We start from the raw sequence: 17,898 nt of genomic DNA, 5'->3' as shown, positions 1-17,898 counted from the left end.
AAGACACCAATAAAGGAACTCCAGCCATGGCCAAAGACGAGATCAACGCCTTCCTGGGCTCTGGAACGTCGTACGAAGGAAAACTTCACTTTCAAGGGGCGGTACGCATCGACGGGGCCTTTCTCGGAAGAATCGATTCGCAAGGCACCCTGATCGTCGGACAGGACGCCAAGATCGACGGCGAAGTCGCCGTGGGCAGTCTGATCCTCAGCGGCCTGCTGAAGGGACGCGTCACGGCGGAGGACAAAATCGTCCTGCACAAGACGGCCCGGCTGCAAGGTTCGGTACGTGCTCCGACCCTGATCATCGAGGAAGGAGCGGTCCTGGACGGCGACGTGGTGATGTCCGCAACCGCCACCGAGACCGTCGCCGAACTCCCAATGCCTCGAGAAGATTCCGAATCATCTTCTTGAGTCAAACAGAGTACGTGAAAAAAATGAAAACCTTTTGACAGAGAACGTAAAATTCGGTAGAGGCCGTTTGGCTTGCACTAAAATTCACATACTCACCCGGAGGGCAGACTATGATTGATGTCAACATTTCCATGCTCATTCAGCTGATCAATTTCTTCATTGTTCTGGCTGTGCTCAACGCGATCCTCTATCGACCGATCCGGGCGGTCATCAAGAAGCGCGCCCAACGTTTGTCGGAGCAGCTGCGTGACGTGGAGAACTTCACGGCTCAAGCTCAAGAAAAAATGGCGGCCTATACCGGCGCTCTGACCGTTGCCCAGCAACAGGGCGTGGAAATCCGTTCCCAGTTCAAGGCCGAAGGATACCAAGAAGAGGCCACGTTGCTGGACGGGGCCAACAAGTCAGCGGCTCAAGAATTGAAGGCGGCTCGCGAGGACGCCGCGGCGCAGGTGCGCGCCGGCAAGAAGACCCTGACATCCCGAGTCGACGGGTTCGCCCGGCAGGTCACGGAAAAAGTCGTTAGCTGGGCCGTGTAACCGTAATCAATTGTAAGGAGGGCTTGGAGTTGAAACGCAACGTGGCTATTTTAATCACGGCTGTCCTGGTGCTGATAAGCATTGGTTTGTTTTGGGCATCCGCTGGTGTGGACGCAATGGCGAAATGGAAAGATCTTGCTTGGCGAATCATCAACTTCATCATCTTCGTCGGGATTCTCTATTGGGCAGCCGGAAAGCGCATCGGCCAGATGCTCACCTCCCGGCGGGAAAAAATTCGGGACGATCTCATCGACATGGATCAACGCCGCATTGATGCCGATAAAAAATTGCGGGAAGTCGAAGCCCAGATCAAGGACCTGGACGCCGAGCGCGAACGGGTGCTTGCCGACTTCCAGAGCCAGGGAGAGACGCTGAAGCGAACCATCATCGCCCAAGCACATGAAAAAGCGGCGCAGATCAAGGCCCAGGCCGAAACGGCCGCAACCCAGGAATACAAGCTGGCCACGGAACGACTCCGCGAGGAGCTGGCCGACATGGTTGTGGAAACAGCCGAGAAAATGATCCAAAGCCAGTTGACCAAGGAAGGCCATGAAAAATTGATCCAACAATCCTTAACAAGGGTGGTGCTGCATTGATTGGAAACATCGTGGCGCGCAGATACGCCCGGGCTCTCTTCTCCTTGGGCGTGCCCCAGGGGGACGCGGAACTTGTCGCCTACGGCAAGGACCTCTCCGGGTTGGCCAAGGCATTGAACGAGTCGCCGCAGTTGGACCGCATATTCCGCAATCCCGTCTTCAAGGTGGAAGAAAAGAAGGCTGTGGTCAACGCGATTCTTTCAAAGATCAAAGCCAAGCAGATGGTCGTCAACTTCTGTCATCTGCTGGCGGACAACAACAGACTGGGATTTCTGGCGGACATCCAGGCCTACTATGCTGAGTTGCTGGACGAGCACCAAGGCGTGGCCCGAGGCCGAATGATCACGGCCATCAACCTGGAGCCGGAAATTCAAAAAAAGCTCAAGAAATCGCTGGAGGAAAAGACCAGCCGCCAGTTGATTCTCGATTATGCCGTGGACCCGCAAATTTTGGGGGGACTCGTGTTGAAGATTGGGGACAGGGTACTGGATGCCAGCCTTCGGGCCCAACTGGTCGCGATGAAAGAAACCATCAAGAGGGGTGAGTAACGGCCATGCAGATCAAAGCAGATGAAATCAGCAAAATTATTGAGAGCCAGATTCAGAATTACGAACAGCGCGTGGAAATGAGCGAAACCGGCGTCGTCCTCTCCGTTGGCGACGGAATCGCTCGCGTCTACGGCGTTGAAAACGCCATGGCCATGGAGCTGCTGGAATTCCCCGGCGGCGTCTACGGCATGGTATTGAACCTCGAAGAGGACAACGTCGGCGTCGCGCTGTTGGGCGAAGTCACGAACATCAAGGAAGGCGACACGGTCAAGCGGACCGGACGGATTTTCTCCGTGCCCGTAGGCGACGCGGTGGTCGGCCGGGTCATCGACCCCTTGGGAAATCCCCTGGACGGTCTAGGACCCATCGAAGCCAAGGAAATCCGGAAAGTTGAAATCAAGGCTCCCGGCATCGTGGCCAGGAAGTCCGTTCACGAGCCCATGTACACCGGGCTGAAGGCCATCGACGCCATGACCCCCATCGGTCGCGGACAGCGCGAACTGGTCATCGGCGACCGTCAGATCGGGAAAACAGCTCTCTGCCTGGACGCCATCCTGGCCCAGAAGGAAAGCGACATCCACTGCTTTTACGTGGCCATCGGCCAGAAGAAGTCCACCGTCGCCCTGGTCGTGGACACCCTGCGCAAATACGGTGCCATGGAATACACCACGGTCATCTCCGCCACGGCTTCCGAACCGGCCTCCCTGCAGTACATCGCGGCCTACTCCGGCTGCACCATGGCCGAATACTACCGGGACAGCGGCAAGCACTCCCTGATTATTTACGATGACCTTTCCAAGCAGGCCGTGGCCTACCGCCAGATGTCCCTGCTGCTGCGTCGTCCTCCGGGACGTGAAGCCTTCCCCGGCGACATCTTCTACAACCACTCCCGCCTGCTGGAGCGCTCCGCCAAGGTCAACGACGCCATGGGCGCCGGTTCCCTCACCGCCCTGCCGATCATCGAAACCCAGGCCGGCGACGTCTCCGCTTACATTCCGACCAACGTCATCTCCATCACCGACGGTCAGGTCTACCTGGAACCCAGTCTGTTCTACGCCGGTGTTCGTCCGGCCATCAACGTCGGGTTGTCCGTCTCCCGCGTGGGCGGCGCCGCCCAGATCAAGGCCATGAAGCAGGTCGCCGGAACCTTGCGCCTGGATTTGGCCCAGTACCGCGAACTGGCCGCCTTCGCCCAGTTCGGTTCCGACCTGGACAAGTCCACCCAGCAGCGCCTCAATCGCGGCATGCGACTGGTTGAACTTCTGAAGCAGCCTCAGTATCAGCCCATGACCGTGGCTGAACAGGTCATTTCCTTGTACGCCGGAACCCGCGGCCTGATGGACGACCTCCCGGTGTCCGCAGTGTTCAAGTTTGAGACCGAACTGCAAGAGTACATGCGCAACCAGCGTCCCGATATTCTGGACGACATCAAGACCAAGCAGGCCCTGGACGCGGATCTTGAAGCCAAGCTGCGTGAAGCCATCGAGACGATGAAGAAGACCTTTCAGGCTGAATAACCATTGAGGAGAGTACAATGGCTTCTTTGAAGGACATTCAGCGCAAGATCGGCGGGGTCAAGAAAACCAAGCAGATCACCAAGGCCATGAACATGGTGGCCTCGGCGAAATTGCGCAAGGCTCAGCAACGCATTGAGCAGTTCAGACCATATGCGGACAAGTTATACGAGATGCTCACGGATTTGAGCGGCCGCACGGACACCTCGGCTCACCCGTTGCTTGAGGTGCGCGAGGCAATCAAAAAAGTCGTGATCGTCCTGGTCACCGCGGACCGCGGATTGTGCGGCAGCTTTAACGTCAACCTGATCACCAAGGCCCGTAAGCTGGCGGCGGAGAAAGAAGCCGTCGGCAAAGAAGTGGAGATCGTCTGCGTCGGAAAAAAGGGACGGGACGTGATGCGCAAGCAGCCGTGGCCCATCCGTGCTGATCACGTCAACGTGATGAACACCTTCGACTTCACCCTGGGCACGGAACTGGGCACAAGCCTGATGAACGGATATTTGAACCACGAGTTCGATGAAGTGATCATCGTCTTCGGAAAATTCATCAGTTTCGCCAAGCAGGAGGTCGTCTCCCTGCGTGTTCTGCCCATCGCTTCGGAAGCAGCCGAGGTGGAGGAAGTTCAGGGACCCGCCAGCGAGTACATTTACGAACCGTCGGTGGAAGGCATTCTCGCCGAATTGCTGCCTCGTTTCGTAAACGTGCAGATCTACAGAGGGCTTCTGGATACGAACGCCAGCGAACATGCCGCTCGGATGCGGGCCATGGACAACGCGACGAAAAATTGTGACGAATTGTCGAAATCTTTGACGTTGGTCTATAACAAGGCCAGGCAAAGCGCCATTACCACAGAGCTGATGGATATCGTCGGCGGCGCTGAAGCTCTGAAATCAGCCTAAAGAGGGGGCGTAGTAGATGAGTGAACTTATGGAAGGAAAGGTGGCGCAAGTCATTGGGCCAGTCGTGGACGTGGCCTTTCCGGAAGGAAAGTTGCCCAACATTTTAAGTGCGTTGGAAATCAACAACACCAACAATGAAGACGCTCCCGACCTGGTGGTCGAAGTGGCGCAGCACCTTGGAAACAACCTGGTCCGCTGCATTGCCATGGACGCCACGGACGGTCTGGTTCGGGGCAACGTGGCCAAGGCCACCGGCAAGCCGATCATGATTCCCGTCGGCAAGCCCGCTCTTGGTCGCATCATGAACGTGGTCGGTCGTCCCGTGGATGAACTCGGTCCCATCGACTCCACGAAAATGATGCCCATCCACCGGGCGGCACCCAGCTTCACCGAGCAGAGCACCAAGGTTGAACTGCTGGAAACCGGTGTAAAGGTCATCGACTTGCTGATCCCCTTTCCCAAGGGCGGCAAGATCGGCATGTTCGGCGGCGCCGGCGTGGGAAAGACCGTTATCTTGATGGAGATGATCAATAACATCGCCAAGCAGCACGGCGGTATTTCCGTGTTTGCCGGTGTTGGCGAACGGACTCGTGAAGGGAACGACCTGTACCACGAAATGAAAGACGCCGGGGTTATCGAAAAAGCCGTGTTGATCTACGGCCAGATGAACGAGCCTCCAGGAGCCCGGGCCCGCGTCGCGCTGACCGCTCTGGCTTCCGCGGAATACTTCCGCGACGAGGAAGGCCAGGACGTGCTGCTCTTCGTGGACAACATCTTCCGGTTCACCCAGGCAGGTTCCGAGGTCTCCGCGCTTCTGGGCCGTATGCCCTCCGCGGTGGGGTATCAGCCGACTTTGGGCACGGACCTTGGTGAACTCCAGGAACGGATCACCTCCACCACCAAGGGGTCCATCACATCGGTGCAGGCCGTATACGTTCCCGCCGACGACTTGACCGACCCCGCGCCGGCCACCACCTTTGCCCACTTGAACGGAACCATCGTTCTTTCGCGACAGATCGCGGAGTTGGGCATTTATCCGGCGGTGGACCCGCTGGACTCCACGTCCAGCATTCTGGACCCGCTTGTTCTGGGCAACGAGCACTACGATACCGCTCGGCAGTTGCAGATGATCCTTCAGAAGTACAAGGATCTGCAGGACATCATCGCTATTCTGGGCATGGACGAACTGTCCGACGATGATAAGCTCACCGTGTCCCGCGCCCGGAAAATCCAGCGCTTCCTGTCCCAGCCCTTCTTCGTCGCCGCGCAGTTCACCGGCAAGGAAGGCCGTTATGTGAAGCTGGAGGATACCATTCGCGGATTCAAGGAAATCATCGAAGGTAAGCACGACGATATCTCTGAACAGGCCTTCTACATGGTCGGCACCATTGAGGAAGCGTTGGAAAACGCGAAGAACTTCTAAGCTGGAAGGTGGCAGATTATGGCCAAGACCATACACTTGGAAATCGTCACTCCCGACCGGAAGCTGCTCAGTGAGGACGTCGAGTTTGTCGGTGCTCCGGGGTACAACGGCGAGTTCGGCATCCTGCCGGACCACGCGCCCTTTCTGTCGGCCCTGGGCGTCGGCAGTCTGCACTACAACAAGGACGGACGAAAGCACTGGATTTTTCTCTCCGGCGGCTTTGCCGAAGTTTCCTCGAACAAGATAAGCGTCCTGGCGGAAGTGGCCGAGCGGGCCGAGGAGATCGACCTGGAACGGGCCAGAAAGGCCAGGGAGCGAGCCGAAAATCGGCTTGTCGAACAAAAGGCCCAGATCGACTTTGCCAGATCCCAGGCCGCACTCCAACGCGCCCTGGCGCGAATGAAGACACGCAACCTGGCTGTCTAGTCTCTTCAGCCAAAATGAACCAAAACCGGCGTCAATAATGACAGTGGAAGCCGGATATGACGAAAGCGGATCAATTGATCCGCTTTCGTTTTTTTTGGGCGTCCCCATCGCTCATCCTAAACCAGAGCGATGTCGGTCACACGGCGATTCTCCGGACCTGCTCAAAATCGCTCCAGCCCCTCAGGACTTTTTGAATCCCGTCCTGCATCAGCGTCCGCATGCCTTGCGCCATGGCTTGCCGACGCAGTTCCGCGGCCCCGGCCTTGCCTGCTATGAGGGCACGGATTTCAGGGGTACCCACCAGGAGCTCATGGACTCCCATGCGCCCTTTGTATCCGGAATTTCCGCACGCAGGGCAACCCACCGCTCGATACAGGGGCGGCGGGCCGTCGGCCAAACCCAACTCGTCGACATACTCTTCGCCGTATTGATGCACGATCGCTTCCAGTTCATCGGAAGACGGCGTGTAGGGCGTCTTGCACTTTTCGCAGAGTGTGCGCAGCAAACGTTGGGCCAGAACGCCCAGTACGGCGTCGGAAAAAATGATGGGTTCAATGCCCATGTCCAGAAGTCGAACCAGGGTTTCGGGGGCGGAATTCGTGTGCAGGGTTGAGAAGACCAGGTGCCCGGTGAGCGACGCTTCCACCCCTGCTTGGGCCGTTTCCGCGTCCCGCATTTCGCCGATCATGATCACGTCCGGGTCGGCTCGCAGGAAAGAGCGCAGCGCCGAGGCAAAGGTCATCCCGATCTTGGGCTGGACTTGAAGCTGCTGCAACCCCGGCTGGGTGATCTCCACCGGGTCTTCGGCGGCCCAGATTTTCCGGTCCGGTTTGTTGATATGCCCAAGAACCGCGTGCAGGGTCGTGGTCTTGCCCGAACCGGTGGGGCCGACCACCAGGAAGATGCCGTGGGGTCGTGAAATCAGTTCCAGGGTTCGGTCCATGTTCCCTGGAGACAAGGCCAGTTTCTCCAGAGGCAGGGCCCGGCTTGCGGCCAAGAGCCGCAATACGGCGCTCTCCCCGTTCACCGTGGGCATGGTCACCACGCGCAGCTCCAGAGGAGTGTCGGCCAGACGGACCAGACATTTTCCGTCCTGTGGCTTGCGGCGCTCGGAAATATCCAACCCGGACATGACCTTAATCCGGGCGATGACCGCCCGGACGTGGCTGGCCGGTATCCGCAAGGTCGGACGACACAAGCCGTCCACGCGGTACCGGACCAGGGCCGGAGCAGCCCCTTTTTCCGGTTCAATGTGGATGTCCGAGGCATTCTGGCGGTGGGCTTCCAGGATCAGTTTGTTGACCAATTGAATCACCGTGGCCGTGTTCTCGCTGAGGGTGTCGTCCACGTCTTCCGTCAGCTCACAGGCCCCACCCTCTTCCTCCAGGCGGACAACCAAGTCCGAGATGTCCGCCTCATCCTTGGCCCGCAGATCCTGCCCAAGGTAACGCTGAATGTCTTCGGGCAGCCCAATACGGAAGACGTACCGTTCGGCTTTGACGATCTTCTGGATTTCCGTGATCCGCTGCATGTCCGACGGATTGTCGATCAGAATCACGACCTCGTCCGCGTTCCCGGACAGGGGAATCCAGTTCTGGTTGCGCAGATAGTCCACGGAAACGTGGCGAACCAAGTCCAGGGCCGGGGTCAGGTTCGGATCATGGGCATGAAAGGGCACTTGGTAGAACCGTTCCAGGGAGTGCCCCACTTCGTCGGGCCGCAGACCGGCCTCGTTGATCAGCAGCGTGCAGACATCTCCGCCCTCCTCCTCGACGCGACGACGTACCTGCTCGACTTGCTCCCTGGATATCCGGTTCTTGAGTAGAAGATATTCGAAAGGCCCGTTCGTGCCCTGAAACTCCGCGGAGAATTTTTGTCCAAGGATCGTCGCCAGCTTGACCGCGTTGCGTAGATCGACCTCACAAAATGACGGCCCGGCCGTGCAGTTCAGAAGCTGCATCACGCCGAGCCCGACGCCTTTGTGAGTGATGGGAACTACAACCATGGACCGACTCCGGAAACCGGTCCGCTGATCAAAGCCCATGTTGAAGCGCAAGGCGGGATGGATCCGTTGCAGTTCATCGGCGTCGTATACATCCCGGATCAACAAGTGGGCCTGATTCAATGCCACGTATCCGGCAATGGAGGTGGGGGAGAGCGGGACGCGAATCTCCTTGATCTCATCCCCGCTTTTGAACTTGGAGACGATCACCTGGTCGGCGCGCAAGCGCTGATAGACCGTCAAACGTTCGGCCCGCAATAAGTGCAGCAAAGAGGCTTCGATATCTGGAAGCAGGTCGTGGAAGCGGTCCGCCAGATAAATCCGCTCCACCACGGAATTGAACAGGACCTGGGCATCGCACCCGGATTGCGGGCTTTGGGCGGTCTTGGAGAGAGAATTCTCGCTCATGTTTTCACCGTGACGTCAGTCCGTGTTTGTTCAGCTTGTATTGTAATGTTCTGCGGCTTATCCCCAACGCCTCGGCCGTTTTGCCCCGATGGCCGCCCTGCGCTTCCAAGGCGGAAACCAGTACCTGGCGTTCAGCGGCGTCGAATGAAGGTTCATCGGCAACACCCTCGAAGCGGGCATGCTGGATGGATTTTTGGGTAGATACGGCGGAAAGCGGAGATGGTTTTTCGGTCTCCCGGACATGATCCGGCAACAAGTCCGGCGTCAGCATGTCCGAGCGGGCCAGAATCAAGGCCCGTTCCAGCACGTTTTCCAGTTCGCGGACGTTGCCGGGCCAGAGGTAGGCCGTGAGGATTTCCAAAAATCCCGGCCCCATGTCTCGAAAAGGTTTGCGATTTTTCAAGGACAATTTGTGCAAAAGATGGCGGGTCAACAGGGGGAGATCCTCAAGCCGTTCTCGAAGCGGAGGCAGTTTGATCTCCAGGACGTTCAACCGGAAGTATAAATCTTCGCGGAACGCCCCGGAGGACACCAGCTTGGGCAGATCCTGGTGGGTCGCGGCAATGATGCGCACGTCCACCTGTACGGTCTGGGTCCCCCCCAACGGCTCCACGGTGCGCTCCTGGAGCGCCCGCAATAATTTGGCTTGCAGGGATGGGGGCATGTCACCAACTTCATCCAGGAACAAGGTCCCCTTTTCGGCCAGTTGAAACCGACCGGGCTTGTTACTCACCGCTCCGGTAAAAGCGCCCTTGACGTAGCCGAACAGCTCGCTCTCCAGGAGTTCGCCGGGCAAGGCCGCGCAGTTGATTTCCACCAACGGGCCGGCATGCCGCAGGCTGGATGCGTGGATCGCCTTGACTACCAATTCCTTGCCGGTGCCGGATTCGCCCAGAACCAGGACCGTGGCCTCGGTGGGCCCGACCTGATGGATCAAATCAAGGACCCGCTGCATGGCCGGGCTCTGGCCCACCAGTCTGGGGCTCCCATCCTCCTCCCCCAGGGCCCGGCGCAAGTCCTGGTTTTCCCGGACCAGGCCCAGGTAATCGCGGGCCTTAAGCAGAACAGCCTTCAGTTCTTCATTGTCCGCCGGCTTGGTCAGGTAGTCGAACGCTCCCAACTTCATGGCTTCCACGGCCGAACCGACGCTGCCGAAGGCCGTGAGCATGATCACGGGCAATCGCGGATGCAGGGCCTTGATCTCCTGAAGAATCGCGATGCCGTCCCGGTCCGGCAGGCGGATGTCCAAAAGGACGGCATCCAGGTTCGCCTTCCCGCTGCACGCTTCCAGGCCTTCGCCACCGTCCGCGGCCTCCAGCACCGCCCAGCCAACGTCCTCCAAAACGGCGCGGATCATCAGCCGATGGCCGGGTTCATCGTCGATCACCAGGACAACGGGCTTGGCGGGGGGCATTGGGGAAGTATGGGAGGTAGGGGACGTGTGGGGCATGGGGGGATACCGGCAAAGGGCGTGATAAAAAAAATCCCGCCTTCGAACCAGGGCGAAGGCGGGACGGATGGATGGGGCACGGCGGAAGCCGTTTACGCTGTGCGCAACAGGCTACTTTTGCAGCCAGGCCATCATGCCCCGCAACCGATCGCCGACTTCCTCGATGGGATGCTCCTCCACCTGTCTGCGCAGCGCGTAAAAGGCGGGACGACCAGCCTGGTTCTCCAGTATCCACTCCTTGGCGAACCGGCCTTGCTGGATCTCCTCCAGAACCCGCTTCATTTCCTGCTTGACCCGTCCGTCCACCAAACGCGGTCCGCGGGTCAGGTCGCCGTATTCAGCGGTATCGCTGATGGAGTGATGCATCTTCTTGAACCCGCCCTCGTACAGCAGGTCCACGATCAGCTTCAGTTCGTGCATGCATTCAAAATAAGCCACCTCGGGCTGGTACCCGGCCTCGATCAAGGTTTCGTAGCCAGCCCGGATCAGGGCGCTCACCCCACCGCAGAGCACGGCCTGTTCGCCGAAAAGATCGGTCTCGGTTTCTTCCTGGAAGGTGGTCTGCAAGACCCCGGAACGGGTTGAACCGATACCCCGGGCATAGGCCAGGGCCATTGCCAGGGCTTGACCCGTGGCGTCCTGATGCACGGCCACCAGGGCCGGTACGCCGCCTCCGCGTTCATACTCCCGGCGCACTAAGTGTCCCGGCCCCTTGGGGGCGACCATGACCACGTCCACGTCTTTGGGAGGCAGGATCTGATTGAAATGGATATTGAACCCGTGAGCGAAAACCAGGGTCTTGCCGGCCGTAAGGTTCGGCAGAACTTCCTCCTGGTAAACCTTGGGCTGATACTGGTCCTGGACCAGGATCTGGATCACGTCGGCGGTCTTGGCCGCGTCCGCGGCGCTCATGGGCTCGAAACCGTGCTCCTTGGCCAAACGCCAGTTCTCTCCGCCGGGCCGCTGCCCGATGACCACGTTGCAGCCGGAATCCCGCAGATTCTGGGCATGGGCATGTCCCTGACTGCCATATCCGATGATGGCCACGGTTTTGCCGATCAACGGCTCCAATGGGGCGTCCTGTTCGTAATATACGCGCATTCCTTCTCCTTTTCTGTTCATAATGCGTACCTGTGTCCCGCGACAACAAGGCAATCGCCAAAGCGACGAACTTGAATTCGCGAATGATCTGAGCCGATTCTCAATGGTATCTTGCCGAAAAAATAGTATAAAAATCAGTCCACCTGCATACTGCGGCGCATGGCCACGGTGCCGGTGCGGGCGAACTCCTTGATGCCGAATCGTTGCAACAGGCTGACGATGGCCCTGATTTTGCCCTGATCACCGGTGATTTCCAGGGTCAGGTCGTTGCCGCTGACGTCAACGACCTTGCAACGGAAGATGTCCGCGATCCGCAGCACTTCAGCCCGGCGTTCGTCCTCGGCGTTAACCTTGATCAGCACCATTTCCCGTTCCACGGACTGCAGGTGGGTTAAATCAACGACCTTGACCACGGTCACCAGCTTGCGCAGCTGCTTGGTGATCTGCTCAATGATCTGTTCTTCGCCGGAGGTGGTGATGGTCATCAGGGAAAGACCGTCCTCCAACGTCGGACCGACATTCAGGGTTTCGATGTTGAAGCCGCGGCCGCTGAACAGACCGACCACCCGGGACAGCACTCCGGGTTCATTTTCAACAAGTACGGACAGCACATGACGCATGGAAGGGCCTCCTTTACACCAGCAGCATGTCGGTCAGCGCGGCGCCGGCCGGAACCATGGGATAAACGTTTTCCTCGGGTTCCACGACCACGTCCACGATGGCCGGTCCGGGGACCGCGAAGGCTTCCTTGAGCACCCGTTCCACATCCGCGGCCCTTGTCACCCGGAACCCGGCCGCGCCGTAGGCCTCGGCCAGTTTCACGAAGTCCGGATTGAGATGCATGCAGGTGGAACAGTAGTTCTTGGCGTAAAACAGCTCCTGCCACTGCCGGACCATCCCCAGGTAACCGTTGTTCAAAATCACGATCTTCACCGGGATGTTGTAGCTCACCGCGGTGGCCATTTCCTGGATGTTCATCTGGATGGAACCGTCGCCGGCGATGTCGATCACCAGCTTGTCCGGAAAGGCCACCTGGGCTCCGATGGCCGCGGGAAAGCCGTAGCCCATGGTCCCCAATCCGCCGGAGGTGAGGAAGGTGCGAGGACGGTGAAATTTGGAAAATTGGGCAGCCCACATCTGGTTTTGCCCAACTTCCGTGGTGATGATCGCCTCGCCCTTGGTCAATTCGTAGATCTTTTCCACCACGAATTGCGGCTTGATCGGTTCTTCGCTGAACGTGTACCGCAGGGGGTGGTCGCGTTGCCATTCTCCGACCTGCTCCAGCCAGGGCTGGTGCGCCTCGCTCCAGTCCGGCAGATCAGGGCAGATTTCCAATTCCTCGCGAATCCCGCGCAGGGCTTGGCGGCAATCGGCCACGATGGGCACGTCCACATTGACGTTTTTCCGAATCGAGGTGGGGTCCACGTCGATATGCACCACCTGGGCCGATGGGGCGAAAGAACTGATTTTCCCGGTCACCCGGTCGTCGAAGCGCGCCCCCACGGCCAGAAGCAGGTCCGTATGCCCCACGGCCATGTTCGCGGCGTAGGTCCCATGCATGCCCAGCATGCCCAGCCAGAGCGGATCGTCGCCGGGAAACGCGCCCAAGCCCATCAACGTGGAGGTCACCGGAATGCGCAGGGTCCGGCACAGCCACGTCAGCTCCTCGCCGGCGTCCGAGGAAATCACCCCGCCGCCGGAATAGACCAGAGGCCGCCTGCTTCGCCGCAACAGTTCCGTGACCTTGCGCACCTGGCGACGGTTGGGGGCGAGGTTGGGATTATAGCTACGCATGGAGATGGATTCCGGATATTCGAAAACGGTCTTGGCCTGGAGCACGTCCTTGGGCAGATCCACCAGTACCGGTCCGGGCCTCCCGGTGCGGGCCAGGTAGAAAGCCTGCTTGATGATCCAGGCCAGGTCCTTCACGTCCTTGACCAGATAATTGTGCTTCACGCACGGTCTTGAGATGCCGACGATGTCCACTTCCTGGAATGCGTCGTTGCCGATCAAGGGCGTGGGGACCTGGCCGGTGATAATCACGACGGGGATGGAGTCCATGTAGGCGGTGGCAATGCCGGTGACCGTGTTGGTCGCGCCCGGGCCACTGGTGACCAGGCAGACCCCGACCCGGCCCGTGGCTCGGGCGTACCCGTCCGCGGCATGAATGGCCCCCTGTTCGTGGCGGACCAGAAAATGCCGCAACGCGGGGTATTCCGGCAGATGGTGGTAGATATCGATGACCGCGCCGCCTGGAAACCCGAAGATTGACTCCACACCCTCCTGGAGCAGACACTCCAGAAGGACTTGCGCCCCCGTCCGTTCCATGATTACGCCTCCGATTTTCGATGCTTGTCCAGGATGACCTGGATTTTCGTCTTACCGGCCAATTTCGTCTTCTTCAAAAGCTTCAGTTCGGCATCCTCCGACGGTGAAAGATAGGGCTTGCCCTCGAACCTGGCCAGCTGTTTTTCATATTCCTGGTGATCGTTCCACAGTTCGGCGAGCTCCGGGTTTTCCGGCACCAGTCGGGTAATGAGTTCCATTTCATGCTGTTCCATGGGCATTACTCCTTGGTTGTTCGTACATGTTGCTCCGTGCCCGCGGGAGCCAAGCGCTCCCAGTCGGGTTCCTGTTCCGCGACAATGCGCAACGTTTTTTTTCTGCCGGTGGTCCCGGCGACCAACGCCACCTGATTCCGACGCAGCCCCAACTGTCCGGCGATATACGCGGCTAAGGCCGTATTCGCCTTGTTGTCCACCGCCGGGGCGGTGATCCGCAACTTCAGCCGCCCGTCGACGATCCCGGACACCTGATCCCGTTTGGCTCCGGGCTGCACCCAGACGGGCAGCAACCACCCCTGCCCGTCGTCGCGAAGAATCCGGTCCACGGCCTTGGTCACGGCGGCTAGAATCCGGCAGCGAATTGATACAGGGACTGTACCAGGAAAATTTGCAGGAACTTGATCCCCAACAGCACCGCGATGGGTGAGAGATCCAGCCCGCCGACCATGACGAACGGTATCACGCTCCTGATCTTGTGAAAGACCGGCTCGGTGAGCGAGCGCAAGGCGCGGACGATTGGATTGTACGGATCGGGGTTGATCCAGGACATCAGGGCGGAAATGATCACGATCCAGAAATAGACGGTCAGGATCGAGTTCAAGACGAACGCCACCGCAAAGATAAAGTTGGCCGTGAGACCCATTCAACCTCCTTGAGGTGCTGGCTTGTTTTTTGTTGGCTCAGCCGCGCTTGAGCAGCCACCGGCTAAGCATGTCAAAGTTCGGAATCAGGACGTCGCCGCGCAACCGTTCGTTCTTGTAGGCCCAAAACCGGACACTGGCCGAGGCCGCGGTCTGTTCGTCCACAGCGGAGTCGCCGATAAAGGCGATTTCCGAGCGACGTAGCCCCCACTTGCCGAGAATCTTGTTCAGTCCCTCCGGATGCGGCTTGGGAAAGGTCACCGTTGCCGCCGTCTCCACGGGGTGGAAGAAGCCGGACAGGTGATAATGGTCCAAAATCGCCCCCATGGTGTCGGTCCGGTTGGTGCAGATGGCCAAACGCAACCCCTTGGACCGGGCCGTCTTCAGGAACCGCTCCAGACCCGGCTCCAGTTGGAGATAAGGCATCAGGTCCAGGTAGCGAATTGTCTTTTTGACGGCTTCCAGTTCGTTCCAGCGGTCGGCGGGAATGATCCGGAGCAGGGATTCATGCACCGAATGGCTGTGCACGAACGCCGCCTCCTCGGAGTTCATGGCCGGAAGCCCCACCCCGCGACGCAGCGCGTTGTAGAACACCGTATTGGCCTGAAAGGAGTCCAGGATCACGCCGTCGCAGTCCAGGACGATGCCCTTGAGCCGAGGGTCGGCGACTTGGCTTGGACCGGTCCTCATTTCAGGTTTGCTCCTGGGTTCATTCTTGGGCTTGCCCCTGAACGACCTTGGGTTCCGGAAACATCGGGGCCAAGACAGATCAAAAAGTGTTCCCGCTCCAGCCACGGTTTATCCGTCGGACAGCGCGTCGCACCGACCAGCTTCCAGCCGGGCGCGTGAACGGTCCTGGCCACCTCGGTCTGAACGCTGGCGAGCAATCTTTCGAGATCGCTCGACTCGTTCCCGGAACAATCGGCGAGGGAGCAATCCGGCTCGTCGGCCAGGGTTTCGATAATCTCCCGATGCGACGTCATCAGCAGTGTCCCTTGCGGAACAAAAAAGAGCATGGCCTCCAGCACCAGCCGCCAAGACGGGATCGACTCCCGATCTCCGGGAACCAACGCGAAGCGCTCTCCGGAAAGATCCTCAATCTCGTCCGTGTCGTCCACGCCCAGCGCCTCGTCCAGTTCCCGCCATCCAGCTTGAACATGTTGGTCCAAGCTTCGAAGTTCCAATGCTTGTTCCTCCACCTGCCAAGCCAGCAGCAAAAGCTGCTGACACCGCACCGCCGGATCGTCTCGACGCCGCGCTCCTCCGGTCAGTTCGGACTGGATGGAAAGGGCCGAGCCGGCATAAAAATCATTGCCGGTCAGAGCATTGACGTTCAGCGCGCCTCGGCTTCCACCACGCTCCAGGGCGAACGCGGCGGACTCGCGCAGAAACGCCGCGGCCATGGCTTCGGAAAGCGGTGCGTCGGCCGGGAGCCATCTGCCCGGAGTGCCCACCGGGACACTCGTTGGGCTGGTGCCGGGGTCGAAAAAACGCGCTTCGGCCGGGAGCGTAACCGGCTCCATCTCCGGATGGAGCCACGGAACGACGAGCATCAACGGCTGGGTGTTCTCGTGGGGCTGGTCGGGTTGAGTCGACGGCGCGGCAACGCCGGGGGCGTGATCAAGAGACTCAAGAGGCTCGGGCGAACCCTCTTGGATGTGGGGCATGTTCAAACGGACTCCGGTTGTTCGGACGATCTGGCGGGGCGCGTCGCGTAACTCGGACACGAACCGGTGCACAGCGGCATTTGCCGCATACATAAATGTCCATGCAAAAAGATGCAATCCAAATCCGTCCTCGTCCCCGCCGGACGGTGCGCGTGACAAAGCAGGCCCGGTTGGAGTCGATGAGCGACAACCTCCGCGAGCAGCCCGTCTGCGTCGGCCATGGACAAGGCCAACTGGTCGGCCTGCTCCACGACCCGATCATGGGCGTCTTCCCAGATGGAAACCACCCGGCATTGCATCCGGTCGGACCCCAGAGGGTGCCATGCCCAGGCCTTGAGGCAGCGATCCCGGACGGAGAAGCGGCACGACCGAGCTGGAAAGTGAAGAATCTTGGGAGATGCGGGCAACATGACGGATCAGATGCAAGCCAAGCTCAAGCCAAACACATGCCGGGCGCGAACTGGCATTCTTGCAAGAAATGAAAGAATACAAATTACCACAACGCGCTCGGATGGCCAAGCATGTTTTCCCGGTCGGAATCATTGACCTCTCGGCCAAGGCGGAGTAGGGATCATCCATGTTTCTCAAGGAGGAAATCGCATGTTTGGAATAGGCATGACAGAACTCATTGTGGTGCTGGTGATCATCCTGATCATCTTCGGAGCCAACAAGCTCCCGGAAATCGGCTCCGGCATGGGCCGGGCCATCAAGAATTTCAAGAAGGCGACCACCGAACCCGAGGAAATCGAGGTTTCGGCGAAGCAAAAGGAGACGACGGAATCCAAGGAAACCGCGAAAGAATCCTAAGAGTTTCTCCCAAGAGTTACCATTGACTCCGACCAATCACTCTGAAATCAAAACTCCCGGGCAATCCTCCTCGGAAATCGGGGGATTGCCCGTTTTTTTTCGTGCATCCTCAATACCTGATTCACCACTTCAACACCACGCAAAACCGCAACATTGCCCAAAATCGCACCCATGAAGACACGCCCCACGACAAAAGAGCAAACCCTGGCAGCGACACCTCGCGAGATGCCCGGCGCCCTGAGCGAGGACACGCGAAGCAAGGCCCTGGCCGTGGCCGGGTGGTTGGAAGAAAAAAAGGCCCAAGACGTCTCCGTTCTGGACGTCACCCCTTTTTCCGCCGTGGCCGACGTGATGGTCATCTGCTCGGCGCAAGGCGCCCGGCACGCCCAAGCCCTGGCGGACTGGCTTCTGGAACGCTATGCCGAGCAGGGCATCGGCTATCTGGGCATGGAAGGCTATACCGAAGGACGATGGATTCTCGTGGACGGCAACGACGTTCTGGTGCACATCTTCCAGGAAGAAGCCCGGGAATTCTACAACCTGGACGGCCTCTGGTCCCGGGCCCGTCACCTGCTCGACGCTCCGACCCCCGAACCGCCCGCGGATAAGCCATGAACGCCAGGCAAAAAGCCCTGTTGCCGGTCAAGCCGGCGCGCATGGAAATCATTTATCTCTATCCGTGTCCGTTTTGCGGACGCGAACTGCCCCTGTCCTCCCCGACCCAGGCGTCCCTGGCGCAATGCGACGTCTGCAAGAACCAATTTCCCATCGTTCCCGTGGACGAACGGATGACCCGCTTTCTGAAACTGGTCAACGCGGACGGCAAGGCCGCTATTGACCAGGACTATCTCTAATCATCGCGCCATTCGCCGAACCGCTTCCCAACGCCCCACCGGATCG

Annotated in this window: 22 protein-coding genes; 11 read left to right on the top strand and 11 right to left on the bottom strand. The window is 59.2% G+C overall.

The genetic code is table 11. From position 1 onward, the window contains the following. Positions 1-26: 26 nt before the first annotated feature. The 8 genes from DESLA_RS0112880 (at position 27) to DESLA_RS0112845 (ending at position 6,358) form a co-directional block, all read left to right on the top strand. Positions 27-413, top strand: a complete 387-nt coding sequence (locus DESLA_RS0112880; RefSeq protein WP_028572776.1) for a bactofilin family protein — start codon at positions 27-29, stop codon at positions 411-413. A 110-nt stretch (positions 414-523) separates the two neighbouring features. Continuing rightward, the gene (locus tag DESLA_RS0112875; protein WP_028572775.1) at positions 524-949 is read left to right on the top strand and encodes a F0F1 ATP synthase subunit B; all 426 of its coding nucleotides are present in this window, start codon (positions 524-526) and stop codon (positions 947-949) included. Positions 950-1,065: 116 nt separating this feature from the next. Next, positions 1,066-1,545: a F0F1 ATP synthase subunit B gene (gene atpF / locus DESLA_RS0112870; protein WP_156932959.1), complete on the top strand. Its 480-nt coding sequence runs from the start codon at positions 1,066-1,068 to the stop codon at positions 1,543-1,545. Then, entirely contained in the window at positions 1,542-2,093 is a 552-nt protein-coding gene (atpH, locus tag DESLA_RS0112865; protein WP_028572773.1) for an ATP synthase F1 subunit delta, read from the top strand. Before atpF ends, atpH begins: the two co-directional genes overlap by 4 nt. A 5-nt stretch (positions 2,094-2,098) precedes the next feature. Continuing rightward, positions 2,099-3,610 carry a F0F1 ATP synthase subunit alpha gene (atpA, locus tag DESLA_RS0112860; protein ID WP_028572772.1) on the top strand — a complete coding sequence of 504 codons (1,512 nt, stop codon included), beginning with the start codon at positions 2,099-2,101 and terminating at the stop codon, positions 3,608-3,610. Between the two features lie 17 nt (positions 3,611-3,627). Further along, positions 3,628-4,509 carry a F0F1 ATP synthase subunit gamma gene (locus DESLA_RS0112855; protein WP_028572771.1) on the top strand — a complete coding sequence of 294 codons (882 nt, stop codon included), beginning with the start codon at positions 3,628-3,630 and terminating at the stop codon, positions 4,507-4,509. Between the two features lie 16 nt (positions 4,510-4,525). Continuing rightward, the gene (gene atpD, locus DESLA_RS0112850) at positions 4,526-5,932 is read left to right on the top strand and encodes a F0F1 ATP synthase subunit beta (RefSeq protein WP_028572770.1); all 1,407 of its coding nucleotides are present in this window, start codon (positions 4,526-4,528) and stop codon (positions 5,930-5,932) included. 18 nt (positions 5,933-5,950) lie between these two features. Then, positions 5,951-6,358 carry a F0F1 ATP synthase subunit epsilon gene (locus tag DESLA_RS0112845; RefSeq protein WP_028572769.1) on the top strand — a complete coding sequence of 136 codons (408 nt, stop codon included), beginning with the start codon at positions 5,951-5,953 and terminating at the stop codon, positions 6,356-6,358. A gap of 136 nt (positions 6,359-6,494) precedes the next feature. Here the strand turns inward: DESLA_RS0112845 and DESLA_RS0112840 are convergent, their stop codons facing one another. From DESLA_RS0112840 to DESLA_RS22960, 11 genes are all read right to left on the bottom strand, one after another. Next, on the bottom strand, positions 6,495-8,768 hold the full coding sequence (locus tag DESLA_RS0112840; RefSeq protein ID WP_084032056.1) for a GspE/PulE family protein: 2,274 nt from the start codon (positions 8,766-8,768) through the stop codon (positions 6,495-6,497). Positions 8,769-8,772: 4 nt separating this feature from the next. Next, positions 8,773-10,182 carry a sigma-54-dependent transcriptional regulator gene (locus tag DESLA_RS0112835; protein ID WP_028572767.1) on the bottom strand — a complete coding sequence of 470 codons (1,410 nt, stop codon included), beginning with the start codon at positions 10,180-10,182 and terminating at the stop codon, positions 8,773-8,775. 147 nt (positions 10,183-10,329) lie between these two features. Beyond that, the gene (ilvC, locus tag DESLA_RS0112830) at positions 10,330-11,319 is read right to left on the bottom strand and encodes a ketol-acid reductoisomerase (RefSeq protein ID WP_028572766.1); all 990 of its coding nucleotides are present in this window, start codon (positions 11,317-11,319) and stop codon (positions 10,330-10,332) included. Positions 11,320-11,453: 134 nt separating this feature from the next. Continuing rightward, complete coding sequence (ilvN, locus tag DESLA_RS0112825) at positions 11,454-11,939, bottom strand: acetolactate synthase small subunit (RefSeq protein WP_028572765.1); 486 nt, start codon at positions 11,937-11,939, stop codon at positions 11,454-11,456. Positions 11,940-11,952: 13 nt separating this feature from the next. Then, positions 11,953-13,647 (bottom strand): biosynthetic-type acetolactate synthase large subunit, encoded by a 1,695-nt coding sequence (gene ilvB, locus DESLA_RS0112820; RefSeq protein WP_028572764.1) that lies wholly within the window; start codon positions 13,645-13,647, stop codon positions 11,953-11,955. A 2-nt stretch (positions 13,648-13,649) separates the two neighbouring features. Beyond that, the gene (locus tag DESLA_RS0112815) at positions 13,650-13,880 is read right to left on the bottom strand and encodes a DUF465 domain-containing protein (RefSeq protein WP_028572763.1); all 231 of its coding nucleotides are present in this window, start codon (positions 13,878-13,880) and stop codon (positions 13,650-13,652) included. Positions 13,881-13,885: 5 nt separating this feature from the next. Beyond that, positions 13,886-14,221, bottom strand: coding sequence for a DUF167 domain-containing protein (locus tag DESLA_RS0112810; protein ID WP_156932958.1), 336 nt, complete (start codon positions 14,219-14,221; stop codon positions 13,886-13,888). Between the two features lie 5 nt (positions 14,222-14,226). Continuing rightward, complete coding sequence (locus DESLA_RS0112805; RefSeq protein WP_028572761.1) at positions 14,227-14,526, bottom strand: YggT family protein; 300 nt, start codon at positions 14,524-14,526, stop codon at positions 14,227-14,229. A gap of 37 nt (positions 14,527-14,563) precedes the next feature. Then, positions 14,564-15,214, bottom strand: coding sequence for an HAD family hydrolase (locus DESLA_RS0112800; protein ID WP_028572760.1), 651 nt, complete (start codon positions 15,212-15,214; stop codon positions 14,564-14,566). After that, positions 15,211-16,191, bottom strand: coding sequence for a hypothetical protein (locus tag DESLA_RS0112795; RefSeq protein ID WP_156932957.1), 981 nt, complete (start codon positions 16,189-16,191; stop codon positions 15,211-15,213). Before DESLA_RS0112795 ends, DESLA_RS0112800 begins: the two co-directional genes overlap by 4 nt. Positions 16,192-16,193: 2 nt before the next feature. After that, entirely contained in the window at positions 16,194-16,601 is a 408-nt protein-coding gene (locus DESLA_RS22960) for a hypothetical protein (protein ID WP_156932956.1), read from the bottom strand. Between the two features lie 190 nt (positions 16,602-16,791). On the opposite strand from DESLA_RS22960, the gene DESLA_RS0112780 reads away from it, so the two are divergent. The 3 genes from DESLA_RS0112780 to DESLA_RS0112770 all read left to right on the top strand — a co-directional run bounded on the left by DESLA_RS0112780 (position 16,792) and on the right by DESLA_RS0112770 (position 17,852). Next, positions 16,792-16,998: a twin-arginine translocase TatA/TatE family subunit gene (locus DESLA_RS0112780; protein ID WP_028572756.1), complete on the top strand. Its 207-nt coding sequence runs from the start codon at positions 16,792-16,794 to the stop codon at positions 16,996-16,998. Positions 16,999-17,169: 171 nt separating this feature from the next. Continuing rightward, positions 17,170-17,613 carry a ribosome silencing factor gene (rsfS, locus tag DESLA_RS0112775; protein ID WP_245590060.1) on the top strand — a complete coding sequence of 148 codons (444 nt, stop codon included), beginning with the start codon at positions 17,170-17,172 and terminating at the stop codon, positions 17,611-17,613. Further along, entirely contained in the window at positions 17,610-17,852 is a 243-nt protein-coding gene (locus DESLA_RS0112770) for a hypothetical protein (protein ID WP_028572754.1), read from the top strand. Before rsfS ends, DESLA_RS0112770 begins: the two co-directional genes overlap by 4 nt. Positions 17,853-17,898 lie beyond the last annotated feature (46 nt).

Source organism: Desulfonatronum lacustre DSM 10312 (assembly GCF_000519265.1).
Lineage (GTDB): Bacteria > Desulfobacterota > Desulfovibrionia > Desulfovibrionales > Desulfonatronaceae > Desulfonatronum > Desulfonatronum lacustre.
This window is presented reverse-complemented; position numbering and strand designations above follow the sequence as displayed.